The organism is Microcoleus sp. PH2017_08_TRC_O_A, from assembly GCF_020738665.1.
GTDB lineage: Bacteria > Cyanobacteriota > Cyanobacteriia > Cyanobacteriales > Microcoleaceae > Microcoleus.
The window spans coordinates 44,438-60,862 of record NZ_JAEQCE010000043.1; the positions used below are offsets into that span (position 1 = coordinate 44,438).

A 16,425-nucleotide genomic window follows, 5' to 3' on the forward strand; every position below is an offset into this window, starting at 1 on the left:
ATGAAATCGGTAATCCTTTCTGAACAAGCAGTCATTCTGGAAAAACCAGCGATTTGGTCGCGCTTGTTTTTGTGGACGATCATGCTGATGACCACTTCTGCCGTAGTTTGGGCTTATTTTGCTAGCGTAGAGCAAGCTGTCCCCGCTGTCGGCCAATTGGAACTCAAAGATGGTGCTAGAGACATCCAAGCGCCTGCTACGGGCGCTGTGGTGAGGCTGCACGTCGAAAATGGCGATCGGGTAGAAAAAAACCAGCCCCTGCTCACTTTCAACCCCCTTGCACCCAGTGCTGATTTAACATCGATTAAGAAAACTAAAGAAGCGCTGGAAAAGGAAAATAAATTTTACGAAGATGTCGTCAGCGGCAAAGTTCAAGGCCCTATTCCTTCCAACCTAGAATCCACAATCAAAGACAGACAGAGCCTTGCTGCACAAAATCAAGTGCTGCAAGCTTTGATTGACGAGCTGTACCTTAACCGGGGAGCCAGCGGAAATTTTGATGCCACCCAGCAAGGACTGTATGTTAATTATCGATCGGAATTTCTGTCTCGGGTAGCCGCCGCCCAAGGGCAAGTTCAGGAGTTGGACAAACAACTCAAGCAAGCTGAAAATGCTGAGAAAGCCGCCGGCGATCAAATGAATGTAGCAGTGCAACAATTGGGTTTTGCTCAGAACCAATTAAATTACTCTCAGCAGCAGTTAGCCTCTTCCCAAGAGCAAGTCAAATCAGCTCTGGCTCAGAAAGATTTGGCTGACGAACAGTTAGCCAAATCCCAACAAGTATTGAAGTCCAATCAAGGCATTTTGGGCAGACTAGGCCCGCTGGTAGAGCAAGGAGCGATCGCTGAACTGCAAAGAGAAAAACAGGAACAAGATGTTTTCAGAGGCCAAAGCGACGTTCTGAAACAGCAAGATCAAATCAAACAGCGCGAAGGCGAAATCAACGCCCGCAAAGGCGAAATCAACACCCGCCGAGGTGAGATAAATACACGCCGAGGCGAAATTAATGCGCGTCAAGGTGACATCCAAAAAATTACCGCTGAAGTACAGCGCCAGCAAGGAGAGCAAGCGCGCATTCAGGAGTCGATCGCCCGCGCCCAAGAACAGTTGAAAAACACCAAGGATGCCTGGGCCAAAGAACTTTACAGCAAAATTGCTGAAAACCAGAAACAAATTGCCAGCAGCGATTCTCAACTCAGCCGTTTTAAAGTAGAAAACCTGAAAAAGCTGTCCGAAGTAAATGCTCAGCTAGAAAAAGCCCAGCAAGTCCGCGATACTCAAATTATGAAGGCTCCCGTATCCGGCGTTATCTTCGATTTGAAACCTTCTAAGAAGGAGAATGCGAAGTTGGATCTAGCTAAAGATCCGATATGCCAATCCATTATTAACTCAGTGGTGAAGCCGGGAGAACCGCGCCCCAAACGCTGCGAAGAAGCTTATTACGAAGCGCAGCAAACAGAGAAGCTGCTCAAGGTTTTGGATGATGAAAACGGCTTGCAAGCAGTTGTTTACCTGGAAAATAGCAACGTAGCTCTTGTTTTGGATGGTATGAAAAACAAGCGAGAAAAATTAGAAAAATATCACGGCAAACAATTAGATGGAGAAAAGATTGACTGCGAAAAAGGTAAAAGCTGCCTGTGTCCTGAGAAGGAAGTTAATAGAGAGAAATTGGGTTTGACAAAATACCAATGCGTACCTGTGGATATAAATGTTGAAGCTTTCCCTGCGCTGGAGTTTGGTACTGCTGAGGGTGAAGTGAAAGAGATTAGCAGCGATGCTGAACCTCCTACTGAACTCCGGAAATACTACGCTTTCAAAACCAAAATTAAGCTGAAGACTCAAAAGTTTATTTTGAACAAGGGCAAGCCAAATGAACAGGAAGTTAACTTGCAGTCGGGAATGGCGGTAAGTTCTAATATCAATATCGGCAAGCGAACTGTTTTGCAGATGTTTATCAACCGATTTACTGGCAAACTGGATACATTCAAGACTGTTAAGTAATTCGGTTAACAGAATTGAATAGGACTAAAGTCCTCACTACAAACTTGATGACTGGTTTGTAGTGAGGACTTTAGTCCTAATTAGCCCGGTTCGTACTGAGGACTTTAATCCTAATTCCCCCAAATTATGAGGACTTGCATTCCTCACTACAAACATGATGAGAATGATTTAACGATATTAATATAAAATAGTGATGGCAATTGGTGCGATCGCACATTCATGAAAAAAAGTATTTTATTTACGCTATATCTGATTCCTGTTATCCTGTTAATCGGATTTGTAGCCACTTTTAGCGTTAACGTACCCATTGATGACGAGTGGAGGTTGGCTAGCCTGTTTGAGAAAATAGCTCAGGGAAGTGTAACGTTTAACGATTTTTGGGCTTTGCACAGCAACCACCGCATAGTCTTTCCGAAATTAATTATCGCTGTGCTGGTTTTTGCTTCCAGATGGAATATTAATTATCAGTTGTGTCTCAGCATCGGTTTGGCTGGGATAACTTTTATGACTATGTACAAGTTATCCTCGATGCAGGTTAAGAATGTTGGGGATAATTTGTGGCATTTAGCTAATATTTTAACTTGTATTTTACTTTTCTCCCTGGTTCAACATGAAAACTGGCTTTGGGGATTTCAATTAGCTTGGTTTTTTGTAAATCTGTGTTTTATAGCTGCGGTTTATGCGCTGGTTTCAACTCACAAATTATTGCCTAATATTAGAATTTCTATTGCTGCTATATTCTGTTTTATTGCTAGTTTTTCTCTGGCTCAAGGTTTGCTATCTTGGTTTGTGGCGGTTCCGGCTGTGGTGGCTTTGGAGGGAAATCGAGTACAGAAAAAAAGAAGATTAATTGTATGGATATTGCTGTTTGCAGCAACTTGTGCTATTTACTCAATTGATTATCATCCTAGCCGTAAAACAAGTATTATTGCATTGTTGAATAAGCCGCTGGTGGTAATTGATTATTTTTTGAGTTTATTGGGTTCGCCAATTGTTAGATCACCTGGACTTTCTGCATTTGTAGGATTGGTAATATTTACAACTTTTGGATTTTTTGTATGGCATTTTGGGAAGAAGATTCTATTAACTAATTTGGGATTGGGTGGGGACGGGCAAGATGCCCATCCCACAAGTGATTTGAGATTGCCACATCAGGCCTTGCCTTGGCTGTCAATAGGTTTGTTTTCGGTTTTGTCGGCTTTGTTTATTACGGCTGGTAGGGCGGAATTTGGGGCAATTCAGGCGATCGAATCTTCTAGATATACGACTAATTCGATTTTGCTGTTAATTGCTTTGGTTCAGCTAGGACAATTGTTTATTCGAGAAACAAAAGCTCTGTTGAAATTCAACTATAAATTGATTTTTAGAGGAGTTTCAGGGCTATTAATTGGTATAATTATTGTTAATTCTCAGCAGGCGATCGTCCAAACTAGCTCTGCACTTATTTACAAACAAGGCGCTCAAGATTGTTTGCAGTTAATTAACTATCTCGAACCGTCGAAGTTTTTCAACAATTCGCCCGAAAGCTGTTTGAGAGTGTTGAGTAAAAAAACTTGGCTGGTGAGAGAAGGCGCTGCAATTATCGATAAAATGGGTTGGAGAAAGTTCGCCAAAAATGTAGATTTTATTCCTAATACCAAGAAAGTTTACGGCTATTTAGACAAACCTCCAACGGGCGATAAATTATTGAAAGCTGCTGGTTGGGCGGTTTTGCCAGACAATAGGAAACAGCCGAATATTGTACTGCTATCTGTCGGCGATAAAAAATCTTTTTTTGCTAACGCTTATGTAAATTTGGACAGTCCCGATATTGCTAAGACTTTGAAATCACAGTTGTACAATAATGCGAGGTGGGCGGTTGATGTGTCTGGTGGCGATTTAGCGATCGCCCAAACCGAAATCAAAGCTTGGGTGTATAATCCTGTGGACAACCAATTTGTCCAGTTGCGTGGAGGATGAGGAGTGAAAATTTCGGTGATTATACCAGCCCACAACGAAGAGGGCTGTTTGGATGGTACTGTGCGGGCTTTAGCCCAGACGCTCGATTTAGAAGGGATTCCGCACGAAATTTTGATTGTGAATGACAATAGTAGCGATCGAACTATTGACATTTGCCAGGAATTGTCAGAGACTTTTGGCACAGTTAGATACATCAACAATCAACCTCCCAACGGTTTCGGATTTGCCGTGCGCCGGGGATTGGCAGAATTTGAAGGCGATGCTGTGGCGATTGTGATGGCGGATGCTTCCGACGATCCGATGGATTTGGTAGCAGGATACCGCCAATTGCAAGCAGGATATGATTGCGTTTTCGGTTCCAGATTTATCAAAGGCGGCTTTGTCGTTGATTATCCAATTCACAAGTTAGGAATTAATCGCTTAGCAAACTGGTTTGTCAAAAGTATTTTCGGCTTGCGTTACAACGATGTCACGAATGCTTTTAAACTATATCGCAGAGAAGTGATTGAAGGTATACAACCGATTTTGAGCCATCACTTTAATTTGACTGTCGAACTTCCCCTAAAAGCAATTGTCCGGGGTTTTTCCTATACGGTGATTCCTCTGAGATGGTACAATCGGACTGCTGGTATTTCTAAGTTGAAAATAAAAGAGATGGGAAGCCGGTATTTGTTTATTGTCTTGTATGTCTGGCTGGAAAAACATCTCTCTCGCGGCGACTACCACCGAACAAGAAAGATGAATGAGTTAAAAGCAGTTGACACTTGATAGTTAAGTATGGGAATTAAACCATTTATGCGTAAGGGGATCGGGCTTTATTCATGAGGTTATTTACCAGAAAGAATTGGTTGAAAGCCCCAAGTCTTTGAGGGAGAAATTAAAATCAGACTATTCATTACTCCAATCCTCGGACTTAAGGGTAGAGGTCGCTCTCAAACTGTCAACTGTCAACTGTCAACTGTCAAAAATGGGGACTGCAACTTATAGCGGTTCTCAGAAAGATTCGCGGACGTTGTTGGGCTTAAGCCCTCTTAATTTAGTGGTTATGTAAGGATTCAGTCATACCTCATCTTTTTGAGAAAGGCTATAGATAACGGGCGCAACCTGCGAAATGATTACGAAAAAATGGTCAAATAGCTCAAAAGTGCGATCGCGCGGTAAAATTTAACTTAGGAGGCTATGGGGAAATTTGGTTGAAAAGATATACTAAATTGAGAGGATTAAGTCATGGTTTTTACAGCCCAAGAAATGGCAAGATTGATGCCAGATGCCAGTCAACTTGAAAGTGATGAGCCAGAAATGGAAAGTTCCCTACATTATATTCAATTAGCATTATTAGTTGCCTGTTTGGAATGGCAATGGCGCGATCGCAATGACTTTTTTGTTGGAGCAAATCTGACGGTTTACTACAGCCAGCAACAATTGAAAAATCGGGATTTTCGCGGCCCTGATTTTTTTCTGATCGCCGATACCGAAAAACGTCCGCGTCGTTCCTGGGTAGTTTGGGAAGAAGAGGGGAGATATCCCGATCTAATTATAGAATTGCTATCTAGTTCTACCGCCAGAGTCGATCGCAACGAAAAAAAGATATTATATCAAAATCGGTTTAGAACGCCCGAATACTTTTGGTTCGATCCTGAAGATTTGGAATTTGCTGGTTTTCGTTTAATTGGTCAAGAATATCAAGCTATTCTTGCCAATGAATTTGGTAGATTGTGGAGTGAGGTACTAGAATTATATCTGGGAATTCACGATGGGAAATTGCGTTATTTTACCCCAGATGGTGAGTTAGTTGCTACGCCAGAGGAAGCTGCACTGCAAGCCCAAGAGCGAGTCGAACGTTTAGCAAATCAGTTGCGGGCTTTGGGCATTGAACCAGAATAGCTGTCAAAATTAATTGACAGATGATTAAGTTTTAATGCGAGACATATAGCCTTTCTCAGATAGGTGAGGTACGTTGTTGGGCTTCAGCCCTCTTATATTTATTATATAGTAAGCGAGGTCGCATCAAAAACTCCATTTACAGTCATACCTCATCTTTTTGATAAAGGCTATACCTCAACACAATTTAACAGCAGTAATTAATCCTCTAAGAAAGTTGAGTCAATGCCTGAGAGAATTTTAATTGTGGGCGGTGCGGGTTTTATCGGCAGTTGTTTGGCAATTGGCCTGAATAAACTTCACCCGGAATGGCAAATAATTTGTTTGGATAACCTGCGCCGCCGGGGTTCGGAATTGAATTTGCCTAGGCTTAAAAGTTGCGGGATTCAGTTTGTTTACGGGGATATTCGCACGGCGGCTGATTTAGATCCGGTTGCACTCAATGCTGATTGTATTATAGATTGCGCTGCGGAGCCTTCTGTTTTGGCGGGTTTTAGTTCGCCTCAGTACGTTTTGCAGACGAATTTGCTGGGCACTGTGAATGTTTTGGAGTTGGCGAGACAGACTGGTGCGAGTTTGCTGTTTTTGTCTACGAGTCGGGTTTATCCGATCGCCTCTGTCAAGTCTATCAAGTTATTGGAGTTGGATGATAGATTTGCGATCGCCCCAGAGCAAACATTACCCGGTATATCGGAGTTAGGCATATCAGAAGATTTCCCACTAAAAGGACACCGCTCGCTTTACGGAGCAACTAAATTAGCGTCGGAATTGCTGATTGAGGAGTACAGGGAAGCATACAACGTGCAGGCAATTATCAACCGCTGCGGGTTAATTACCGGTGCTTGGCAAATGGGGAAAGTAGATCAGGGAGTTTGCGGTTTGTGGGTGGCGGCTCACTATTTTCAAAGGTCGCTTAATTATATCGGTTTTGGCGGCAGTGGTAAACAAGTTAGGGATTTGCTGCACGTTGAAGATTTGCTGAGATTAGTCAATTATCAGTTGGAACATTTTGCGGAATTTGACGGCGAAGTGTTTAATGTTGGTGGTGGTTTGAGCAACAGTCTGTCTTTAGTTGAAACAACTGATTTGTGCCAAAAAATTACGGGAAAGTCTATTACAATTAATCCGGTTTTGGAGGAACGGGCGGGGGATATTCCGATTTTTATTACCGATTCTTCTAGGGTGATGGAGAAGACTGGATGGCACCCTATGATTGGGCCGGAGGCGGCTTTGCAGGATATTTATGATTGGATTGCTGCTAATGAAGTGGTTTTAAGTTCGATTTTGTAGGGATTTTTCAATCGCAGATTTTTAATAGTAAGGTGCGTCGCTAAGATAATTTTTGAACCTAGTTGAGTGACTGCAAGCGACGCACCCTACCGCGAAATTTCATCCCCGTCTAAAATTCCCACCATTACTTTAAATAAATCGTCTAAATCGTCAGGTACTCTAAACAAATGAGTGTCTTGGAAAATAGTTTGCTGATTTCGATCTAACTTGCCAAATCGCCAGACATCTCCCATTGTCACAGCACCGTAAAATATATTTTGGTCTTCCACGTGCGACATAGCAATTAATTGTACAGCTAGTTGAGTAAATCCTCTAGTCATATCGTCGTTTTTTGCTTCAATAACTAGCAACTCTTGATTTGACTTCACGAGATAATCTAAATTTCCCTTTAACCAGCTATTAACGTTGAGAGTATACTCAAATCGCAGTTGACATTGACAGTATCGGATCAGATCCAGAAGTACGGGGGATACTAAGGATTCTCTTCTAGCTATTTCGCTGCTGAGACTGACTAAGGGAAGGATATCTTCTATTTTATCTCTCAGCTCTATCAGTCTATCTAACTGTCTAGTTGTTTTCGGTAAAGATAACCTTCCTTTGCTTAGTGAGTAATCAAATTCTGCTAAAATTTGATCGGTTTCATAAGGTAAGTCAAAGTATGAACGAAAGGTATATTCTCGACCTTCCTGTAAGATTTTTTGCTTGGTCATAGTGTTTTCAATCACAATCTGTTTATTTGTACATTATATATCAATTTTTCTAAGCCGGTCGAATGAGTAATTTCCTGTCCTTAACAAAATTCATCATTTATCCCCAAACTTCTGTCAAATCCAAGACAAAACCAGGCAACACATCTTCGCCGGACAAAGTTGCAGGATTTTCCAGCAATTCTAATTCTTGGTTCTGTCTGTAAATCTCCACTTTTCTGTTTTTTCTATCTATCAACCAACCCAACCGCACCTGGTTTTCCATGTATTCTTGCATTTTATCTTGCAGCGGTTTGATTCTGTCAGTTTTAGAACGGAGTTCCACCACAAAATCTGGGCTTAACGGAATAAAACCTTCTTTTTGTTCTGGGGTTAGTGCATCCCACCTTTCTTGACACACCCAAGCTGCATCGGGAGAGCGATCGGCCCCATTTGGCAGGTGAAAACCAGTAGAAGAATTAAATGCTTTACCGAGTCTAGTACGCCGATTCCACAGCCAGATTTGCCCTTCTATATCCAGATTTCGATATCCTGTTTCGCCTCCGGTTGGTGGGTTCACGATTAATTCTCCTGTTGCTGTGCGTTCTAATTGTAACTCTCGGTTGGCGATCGCTAATTCTACAAACTGTTCGCGGGTAACGGTGAGCGTTAGTGCAGGCGGAATATTGAGTGCAATATCAGCCGATGAGTTGGTTTCTACCATCATTTTTTCCTAAAATTGATGCTGTTTTAGCAAATTAATCCTCATCTCAGAAAGCCCAAAACATAGGACAATTTGCAATTTTTATTATAACAATTCAAAGTTCGTAGGTGACAGCCATCGCTCCAATCGGCGATCGCCATCACCATCAATTTCTACTCAGCAAAATAGCGGGTCAAAATCCGCATGATCTCACCGCTAATCGGCGAGGCCAGAGGCGGGCTCCATTCCTCAACCTTGGCAAAACCCAAGATTTGCAGGATATCTACGATCCAGTTGACGCCCTTGGGAGTGCCGCACAGCAGCAAGCGGACGGGTTTTTTGTCGGCGGGCGCGTTGGGAATTTCTTCGCGCAGTAGTTCGGGAACGGACTTGGGAGTTGGTATCATACAGTTATCTCCTAATAGGGTTATCTCCTGAATGTGGGAGTCCAAACCCCTGCCGCGTCTCGATTGCAGTCTGAAGCGGTGGGGGTTTGGTCTTGGGTGTACGCTTGTGATAAGCTAACATAGCTTGTAAACCTATGTCAAGAGGTAACGTGCAAAACTAGAATGTTAAAGAAAGCAGTGATGAGAAAAAGACGATCGTGCCACCGAAGAACCTCAGACGAGTAACCACTTACGTCCCTCCTGAAATAGCCAAAGCATTAGAGGAATGGGCCGAGAAAGACGAGCGATCCGTATCTTGGCTGGCTGGAAAGCTGATTGAAAAAAGTGTTAAAGAGTATCAAAGTCAAGAACAGCAACAAGCATCTACACCGGAGGTGAAAGAATGAATCCAACAGCTATTAACGCTCTGTGAGTTGGTTAAAGATTGGATCGAAGTTAAAATGTGAGTCAATTTAAAAGAGAAAAACCTAATGGGCGGGAAGCGTAAGCTTGAGTTGATAGCTGTGTATGTAACCAAGGAAAAAAAGGAGGCTCTTGAGGAATGGGCTACTTCTGAAGAACGTTCTGTTTCATGGATTGTTAGCAAGGCGATCGACAAAGCACTGGAAGACCGTCAACAGCAGCAAACTGAGGCAAAACAGGATACACAGCAGTGAAAGTCGATCGCACTTCACTGAAAATTTCATTGCTACTCATTAAAACAATTAGGCTTGTCAACCATGCACACCATTGGTGCTTTTGCGATTATTGACAGCGGCGGCAAGGTACTGCTGTGCCATCGCACCGATAGGGATGCTTGGAACTTGCCTGGTGGTAGGGTTGAGGCGGCAGAAACTCCGTGGGCTGCGGTTGTCCGTGAGGTGGAAGAGGAGGTTGGTTTGCTGGTTAAGGTCATAGGTGCGATCGGCATTTATGCTATACCAGTGCGATCGGACTTGGTGTTTACATTCCGCTGTGAAGTCGTTGGGGGTAGCCTGCACACGACGGAAGAAGCAGATGACATCAAGTGGTATCTGCCCTCGGAGTTGCCTATCAACACGTTTTCGAGTCATGTCGAACGCATCCATGACGCCTACGCTGGGCGCAGCGCGGTTTTGCTGAAGACGCAGGAGTAATCTTGTGGTTAAAGATTTGGTAAAAGCTACATTGAAGGGCGATCGTACTTCACTCGAACAGGATTTGCGGAAACTAACGTGAGGATATTGATGTTATTAGAAGACCGGGCGGTTGAAACCGCGTCTATACAGACAAAACCCGCCTCCGCGGGTTGAAGAACGGTTACAATTATGTTATTTTCTTCAGTCCGCGGAGGCGGACTTCGTTTGTGTAGGCGCGGTTTCAACCGCCGTCTTCTTTATTGTCCCACCAATTACCTCGGAATGCCAGCATGATGATACCTCTCGATCCGATTATCAGCGCACTTACCAGCATCGCCAATCCTATAATTAAAGATAAGTTTCAGCGCAGCGAAACAGTCATCAAATTACTCAAAAAATTTAACCTCGACCCCGAACACCCGCTGCCGGATTTTAGCAGCGTTTACGCCTACACTTTGGTAGAATACGGCATCGGCAAACCCAAGCCAATTTTAGAACTATTCCGGGAATCAGAAATTAAACAAGCTTTTCGTCAAGCATTCGATCGCAATTCTCCGGCTATTTTTCTCACACAAGGAGAAGAATTTCTCGATACCTATGCTTTGGGAGATAAAATTAAAGATTTAGGGATTGACATTCGGCGCGAATTTGCTGCTTTTTCCGCAGTTTTTATCGCCGTCACCAAGCGCACCCGCACTCCGAAAGAAGCTTTGACGAATCATCAGATTGATTCAGTCCACAAACAGATTGTAGCAGTTCAAGAAAGGATCGATCGACTCCCAACTTTAGAAGGAATTCGCACCGAAATGGCGCGATTGGCTGTTGAAAATACTCCGGCTTTACCAGCAGCAACAGAAACTGCGGCAAAATCCCAAGAATTTGCTTTGGCGCAGCAGATGCGCGGTTGGTTTGAAATATTGGGCTACGATTTTGAGCCGTATCAGGTTTGGGAAGATAGCTATTTTGAATGGATTATTCGGATTCCGGTGAGGCGGGGCAGATTCGATCGCATTTTGATTCGCGGCATGGCGGGAGAAGCGGGAATTCAAGATGTCGGGGCGCTGAGACAGTCGGTAGAAAAGCAAAAAACCGATGAAGGTTGGCTGGTGACGGCGCGCCGGATTTCCAAAGCAGCCCGCAAGGAAGTTGACAAACCAGAAAATCGCCATCTCGATTGTTATACTTTTGATGAATTGATTGATGTGGATGCGGATTTTAGCGGCTATATCGACTGGTTGGAAAATGAAGTTAAGCGCAGGCAAATCGATGGCAAATACGTGCCTCTCGGTTGTACGAAAGCTGAGTTCGATGGCGCTAACAAGCGACAAATTGATGCCAGTTATTACGGCGAAGAGGACGGCTGGATTGACGGTTATATCGACGTGTGGATGGACGATCCGACGAAAGAACATATTTCGATTTTGGGCGAATTCGGGACGGGGAAAACTTGGTTTGCTTTTCACTATGCTTGGACGGCTTTGCAGCGCTACCAACTGGCAAAGGAAAGAGGAACTCAACGGCCTCGGTTGCCTTTAATTATCACTTTGCGCGACTATGCAAAAGCTTTGAATGTTGAGAATGTTTTGGCTGGTTTCTTCTTTACTCAGCACAATATCCGCCTCAATAGTGAGGTGTTCGATCAACTGAATCGGATGGGGAAGTTGCTGTTGATTTTTGACGGATTTGATGAAATGGCCGCGAAGTGCGATCGACAACAAACAATTAACAACTTCTGGGAACTAGCAAAGGTGATTGTTCCCGGTGCGAAAGTAATCTTAACCTGCCGGACAGAACACTTTCCAGAAGCCAAAGAAGGACGCGCTTTATTGAATGCGGAATTAAAAGCTTCGACTGCCAATCTCAGCGGAGAAACACCGCAGTTTGAAGTATTGGAATTAGCAGCATTCGACGACGAGCAAATTCGTCAAGTATTGTCTCACCAAGCCGATGCCGAAACTGTGGCACAGGTGATAAACAGTCCGCAGTTATTGGATTTGGCGCGCAGGCCGGTGATGGCGGAATTGATATTAGAATCATTGCCGGATATTCAAGCAGGTAAACCCGTGGATATGTCGCGGGTATATTTGTATGCGGTGCGCCGGAAGATGGAACGGGATATCAAGGCAGAAAGGACGTTTACATCGCTGGCAGATAAACTATTTTTCCTGTGCGAACTGTCCTGGGAAATGCTATCAACTGACCAGATGAGTTTGAATTATCGGCTGTTTCCAGACAGGATTCGCCGCTTGTTTGGGGCTGCGGTGCAAGCAGAAAAGGACTTAGACCACTGGCATTACGACATGATGGGTCAAACCATGTTAATTCGCAATGCTGAGGGGGATTATTCTCCGGCACATAGGTCGCTTTTGGAGTTTTTTGTAGCGTATAAGTTGGCGGCGGAGTTGGGAGTTTTGCCTGCTGATTTTACGGGGTTATCGCAGGCACAATTGTATTTGGATAATTCTTTTGAGTCGGTGAATTATACTTGGTCGGGGTATTTTAACCGTCAGGTGGATAATACAGGTGATATTGTGCCGATTCCGGCTTTGAAGGGTTTTGTGAGTGAAAGTTCAGGGCAACTTCGCAACAGTTTTGGGCGGGAACCTTTGACGAAAGCGGTGATGGATTTGCTGGTGCCCATGCTTTCAAAAACCGAGTTTCTGGGTGAGGTTAAGTCTCGACTGTTGGAAGTTTTGGAGGCGACGAAAGGTAAAACTGAGGAGGAAGTTGGTTATATCGGTGGGAATGCGGCGACGGTATTGGTGAAGGTTGATAATGCTGCTTTGGAAGGGAGAGATTTATCGGGGGCTGTAATTAAAGGTGCGGATTTTTCTAATGCTAGTTTGCGGCGTGTCAATTTTGCTGGGGCGAATTTGAGTGAGTCTAAATTTATTAAAGCTTTCGGTTCACTTTTCGCATTAGCATTTAGTCCAGATGGCAAACTGTTAGCTACAGGTGGTTCAGATGGCATGGTTCGTTGTTGGGAAGTTGCTAGCAGAAGAGAAATTTTGACCTGTAAAGGTCATAGCAGTTGGATACGTTCAGTTGCATTTAGTCCAGACGGTAAAACTCTAGCTAGTGGCGCTAGTGACCAAACTGTAAAGTTGTGGGATTGCCACAGCGGTGAATGTCTCCAGACTTGCCAAGGTCACAGTGATTGGGTAAACTCAGTCGCATTTAGTCCAGACGGTAAAACTCTAGCTAGTGGCGCCAGTGACCAAACTATAAAATTGTGGGATTGCCACAGCGGTGAATGCCTCCAAACTTGGCAAGGTCACAGTGATTGGGTAAATTCAGTTGCATTTAATTCAGACGGTAAAACTCTAGCTAGTGGCGCTAGTGACCAAACTGTAAAGTTGTGGGACTGTCGCAGTGGTGAATGCCTCCAGACTTGGCAAGGTCACGGTGATGCGGTACTTTCAGTTGCATTTAGTCCAGATGGTAAAACCCTGGCTAGTGGTAGTAGTGACCAAAGCATAAAGTTGTGGGATTGCCACAGCGGTGAATGCCTCCAAACTTGGCAAGGTCACAGCGATTGGGTACGTTCAGTAGCATTCAGTCCAGATAGTAAAACTCTAGCTAGTGGTAGTGGTGATCGAACTGTAAAGTTGTGGGATTGTTACAGCGGTGAATGCCTCCAAACTTGGCAAGGTCACAGCAATTTAATATGGTCGATTGCATTTAGTCCAGACGGTAAAACCCTGGCTAGTAGTAGTGCCGATCGAACTGTAAAGTTGTGGGATTGTTACAGCGGTGAATGCCTCCAAACATGGCAAGGTCATAGCAATTTAATGTGGTCGATTGCATTTAGTCCAGACGGTAAAAATTTGGCTAGTAGCAGTGCCGATCGAACTGTAAAGTTGTGGGATTGCCACAGCGGTGAATGCCTCCAAACTTGGCAAGGTCATAGCAATAGGGTAAACTCAGTTGCATTTAGTCCAGAGGGTAAAACTCTGGCTAGCGGTAGTGGTGACAGAACTGTAAAGTTATGGGAGTGCCAAACTGGTGAATGCCTCCAAACTTGGCAAGGTCACAGCGATTTGGTAAATTCAGTTGCCTTTAGTCCAGACGGTAAAACTTTGGCTAGTTTCAGTTGCCTTTAGTCCAGACGGTAAAACTTTGGCTAGTAGCAGTAGTGATCGAACTGTAAAGTTGTGGGATTGCCACAGTGGTGAATGCCTTGAGACTTGGCAAGGTCATAGCAATTTTGTATGGTCGATTGCATTTAGTCCAGATGGTAAAACCCTGGCTAGTAGCAGTGCCGATCGAACTGTAAAGTTGTGGGATTGCCATAGCGGTGAATGCCTTGAAACTTGGCAAGGTCATAGCAATTTTGTATGGTCGATTGCATTTAGTCCAGATGGTAAAACCCTGGCTAGTAGCAGTGCCGATCGCACTATAAAATTATGGGATTGCCACAGCGGTGAATGCCTTCAAACTTTTCAAGGTCATAGCGATACTGCAAGTTCAGTTGCATTCAGTCCAGACGGTAAAATTTTGGCTAGTGGCAGCTTTGATGCAACTATTAAGCTTTGGGATGTCAAGACTGGTGAGTGCATCAAAACGCTGATAGCTGAAGGACCTTATGAGGGTATGAATATCGCGGGCGTTACGGGTTTGACGGAGGCTGAAAAAGCGACGATCGCATCTTTAGGGGCTGTGTGCGATCGCGCTTTGTAGAGATGCAATAATAAGGGCGATTCCCTACGGGATAGCTTCGCTTCACGGGCTTATTTGTTGGGTGGGGGCGGGTTTCATAGATTGATAGTTTCGATCGGATATCTTGGCGAACCCGCCCCTACAATAATTGTGAATTTACCGAACATTTTATGATGTTAAATTCGGGCGATTGAACCAATTTTTATCTGATTTTCGTAGGGGCGGGTTCGCCAAGGTTTACGATACAATACGATTGATTTCATAAACCCGCCCCGGCAGATTTTGGAGGGCGATCAAATTTAAAGAAACCGGGTTTTTCGGAGATTTAAGGCTGCGATGGGGATTTTGCCAAAAACCCGGTTTCTACCTAATTTCATCAACCTGTTCTGGTATAATATTAAGGGCGATCGCACTTATTGGCGATCGAATTCAGTCGGATCGGGCATAATATTGCGATCGTGAGTTTTTGCCTCAATTGTTTCGTTTCGATGCTTTAACAAACATTTGCCCTCCCAAAAACCGCCACAAAAAAGGCAATTTCAAGTAAATTTTTAACATCAAAGGCGAAGCCGGCCGCCCTTTCGTCGAAAATGGTAAAAACCTCGGTATAATTAGGTCTATTTCAAACCCGACAGTTTGTAAAAGCTCTTGCAGCGATAAATGGGTAATCGGTAATTGATGGTCGATAAAATCGTAATACTCTTTGAAAGAATATTTAAAATTTGGTTGGATAACTAAGAGAGAACTCTCCGGCTTCAGTGCTTCAAAGCAAAATGAGATAATTTGGATAAGTTCTTCTTTGCTGCGGAGATGTTCAAAAAAGTTCGAGATAAAAATGCGATCGAACTGTTCGTTAAAAGAAGTATAATTATCTAAATTAAGCACATCAATATTCAGCACCTTGACATCAGCATCAGCAAATAACTTGGAATCGGGATTCAGGTCAATTAAACATTTTTCGCCCGCTCGAATTTGATTGATAAACTCGCAGTAACCGCCGCCAATATCTAAAACAGCCGATTCTGGAGGAACATAATCTTGTAAAAATTCGTCAATTAAAACTTTCCAAAGTGCCACCTTGGCTTGCATCTGTCGGGAATCAAATCGGTTTGCATACAATTTTTTGAGATATGTGTCAGTTTTCATAGTAAGATAGCATAGACTGAGTATAAGTTTATCACGCGATACAGCCAACTATGAATGTTATATCTACAGAAATACCGGATGTTCTGATAATTGAGCCTAAAATTTTCGGAGACGATCGCGGTTTCTTTTTTGAGAGTTTCAATCACCAAGCTTTTGTCGAAAAAACAGGCGTGACGGCAGATTTTGTGCAAGACAATCATTCCAAGTCTTCTAAAAATGTGCTGCGCGGTTTGCACTACCAAATGCAGCACCCTCAAGGTAAATTGCTGCGGGTTGTTGCGGGCGAAATATATGATGTGGCGGTGGATATTAGAAAAAGTTCGCCGACTTTCGGACAGTGGGTGGGCTGTTTGATTAGTGCTGAAAATAAGCGGCAATTTTGGGTGCCGGCGGGATTTGCTCACGGTTTTTTAGTAGTATCAGACATTGCTGAAGTTTTGTACAAAACTACAGACTACTATGCACCGGGACACGAGCGGTGTATTGTATGGAATGACCCTGATTTGGCGATCGCCTGGCCGCTAGATGGTGCTGAACCAATTTTATCACCTAAAGACAAAGCCGGACAAACATTGAAAAGAGCTCAAGTGTTTTAG

General features: G+C 43.7%; 16 protein-coding genes. 12 read left to right on the plus strand and 4 right to left on the minus strand.

The window, feature by feature from the left end; all coding sequences use genetic code 11:
* From JGK22_RS16895 to JGK22_RS16915, 5 genes are all read left to right on the plus strand, one after another.
* The gene (locus JGK22_RS16895; protein WP_293218647.1) at positions 1-2,001 is read left to right on the plus strand and encodes a chromosome partitioning protein ParA; all 2,001 of its coding nucleotides are present in this window, start codon (positions 1-3) and stop codon (positions 1,999-2,001) included.
* Between the two features lie 219 nt (positions 2,002-2,220).
* On the plus strand, positions 2,221-3,960 hold the full coding sequence (locus tag JGK22_RS16900; protein WP_293313243.1) for a hypothetical protein: 1,740 nt from the start codon (positions 2,221-2,223) through the stop codon (positions 3,958-3,960).
* A gap of 3 nt (positions 3,961-3,963) precedes the next feature.
* Positions 3,964-4,728, plus strand: a complete 765-nt coding sequence (locus JGK22_RS16905; protein WP_293313245.1) for a glycosyltransferase family 2 protein — start codon at positions 3,964-3,966, stop codon at positions 4,726-4,728.
* Between the two features lie 459 nt (positions 4,729-5,187).
* The gene (locus JGK22_RS16910) at positions 5,188-5,844 is read left to right on the plus strand and encodes a Uma2 family endonuclease (protein WP_293185943.1); all 657 of its coding nucleotides are present in this window, start codon (positions 5,188-5,190) and stop codon (positions 5,842-5,844) included.
* Positions 5,845-6,066: 222 nt separating this feature from the next.
* A complete protein-coding gene (locus JGK22_RS16915) occupies positions 6,067-7,131 on the plus strand; it encodes an NAD-dependent epimerase/dehydratase family protein (RefSeq protein ID WP_293208253.1) in 1,065 nt (354 codons plus the stop codon).
* Positions 7,132-7,217: 86 nt separating this feature from the next.
* Here JGK22_RS16915 and JGK22_RS16920 read toward each other — a convergent pair whose 3' ends face one another.
* The 3 genes from JGK22_RS16920 to JGK22_RS16930 all read right to left on the minus strand — a co-directional run bounded on the left by JGK22_RS16920 (position 7,218) and on the right by JGK22_RS16930 (position 8,927).
* On the minus strand, positions 7,218-7,841 hold the full coding sequence (locus JGK22_RS16920; RefSeq protein ID WP_293185945.1) for a hypothetical protein: 624 nt from the start codon (positions 7,839-7,841) through the stop codon (positions 7,218-7,220).
* 97 nt (positions 7,842-7,938) lie between these two features.
* Positions 7,939-8,541, minus strand: a complete 603-nt coding sequence (locus JGK22_RS16925) for a Uma2 family endonuclease (RefSeq protein ID WP_293185974.1) — start codon at positions 8,539-8,541, stop codon at positions 7,939-7,941.
* 152 nt (positions 8,542-8,693) lie between these two features.
* Positions 8,694-8,927, minus strand: coding sequence for a hypothetical protein (locus JGK22_RS16930; protein WP_293185947.1), 234 nt, complete (start codon positions 8,925-8,927; stop codon positions 8,694-8,696).
* A 197-nt stretch (positions 8,928-9,124) separates the two neighbouring features.
* Here JGK22_RS16930 and JGK22_RS16935 point away from each other — a divergent pair, with 197 nt between their 5' ends.
* From JGK22_RS16935 to JGK22_RS16960, 6 genes are all read left to right on the plus strand, one after another.
* Entirely contained in the window at positions 9,125-9,313 is a 189-nt protein-coding gene (locus JGK22_RS16935; RefSeq protein WP_293185949.1) for a hypothetical protein, read from the plus strand.
* Positions 9,314-9,397: 84 nt separating this feature from the next.
* Complete coding sequence (locus tag JGK22_RS16940) at positions 9,398-9,583, plus strand: CopG family transcriptional regulator (protein WP_293185950.1); 186 nt, start codon at positions 9,398-9,400, stop codon at positions 9,581-9,583.
* A 63-nt stretch (positions 9,584-9,646) separates the two neighbouring features.
* Positions 9,647-10,042 carry an NUDIX domain-containing protein gene (locus JGK22_RS16945; RefSeq protein ID WP_293198993.1) on the plus strand — a complete coding sequence of 132 codons (396 nt, stop codon included), beginning with the start codon at positions 9,647-9,649 and terminating at the stop codon, positions 10,040-10,042.
* 272 nt (positions 10,043-10,314) lie between these two features.
* Positions 10,315-14,127 (plus strand): NACHT domain-containing protein, encoded by a 3,813-nt coding sequence (locus JGK22_RS16950; RefSeq protein ID WP_293313247.1) that lies wholly within the window; start codon positions 10,315-10,317, stop codon positions 14,125-14,127.
* The gene (locus JGK22_RS16955; RefSeq protein WP_293313249.1) at positions 14,078-14,704 is read left to right on the plus strand and encodes a WD40 repeat domain-containing protein; all 627 of its coding nucleotides are present in this window, start codon (positions 14,078-14,080) and stop codon (positions 14,702-14,704) included. Before JGK22_RS16950 ends, JGK22_RS16955 begins: the two co-directional genes overlap by 50 nt.
* A gap of 315 nt (positions 14,705-15,019) precedes the next feature.
* On the plus strand, positions 15,020-15,145 hold the full coding sequence (locus tag JGK22_RS16960; RefSeq protein WP_293185956.1) for a hypothetical protein: 126 nt from the start codon (positions 15,020-15,022) through the stop codon (positions 15,143-15,145).
* Between the two features lie 9 nt (positions 15,146-15,154).
* Here JGK22_RS16960 and JGK22_RS16965 read toward each other — a convergent pair whose 3' ends face one another.
* Positions 15,155-15,829: a methyltransferase gene (locus JGK22_RS16965; RefSeq protein ID WP_293198751.1), complete on the minus strand. Its 675-nt coding sequence runs from the start codon at positions 15,827-15,829 to the stop codon at positions 15,155-15,157.
* 50 nt (positions 15,830-15,879) lie between these two features.
* Between JGK22_RS16965 and rfbC the strand changes: the two genes are divergently transcribed.
* Complete coding sequence (rfbC, locus tag JGK22_RS16970; protein ID WP_293198749.1) at positions 15,880-16,425, plus strand: dTDP-4-dehydrorhamnose 3,5-epimerase; 546 nt, start codon at positions 15,880-15,882, stop codon at positions 16,423-16,425.